Genomic DNA, 376 nt, shown 5'->3' on the forward strand with positions numbered 1-376 from the left:
CGCACTTCCTTTGGAAGTGCTGGCGCTGCGATGGCGCGGCGGACGCCCGCCGACGGCCTATCGGCCTGTACTGGTGCCTTGCTCGATCTTGAGTTTGGCGGCCATACAGCGCGGTAGCGCGTCGGCCACGTTTGGCCGCCCCGTCTGGAGCGCAGCGGCCTTTGGCCGCGACAGCGTGAAGACAAAAGAAAACCCGGCGATGCCGGGTTTGAGGGTTCAGCGAAAGAGGTTTCTAGATATCGCAATGAGGTATCTGCACCTGAATACATAGGGTGTTAGAAGCGAACGCAGGGAACTGAAACATCTAAGTACCTGCAGGAAAGGACATCAACCGAGACTCCGCAAGTAGTGGCGAGCGAACGCGGACCAGGCCAGT

Annotated in this window: 1 rRNA gene; it reads left to right on the forward strand. The window is 59.6% G+C overall.

What is annotated here, in order from left to right:
• Nucleotides 1-123 precede the first annotated feature (123 nt).
• Nucleotides 124-376 (forward strand): 23S ribosomal RNA (locus PL597_RS26180); the annotation flags it as partial.

The organism is Agrobacterium sp. ST15.13.013, from assembly GCF_027956525.1.
GTDB lineage: Bacteria > Pseudomonadota > Alphaproteobacteria > Rhizobiales > Rhizobiaceae > Agrobacterium > Agrobacterium salinitolerans.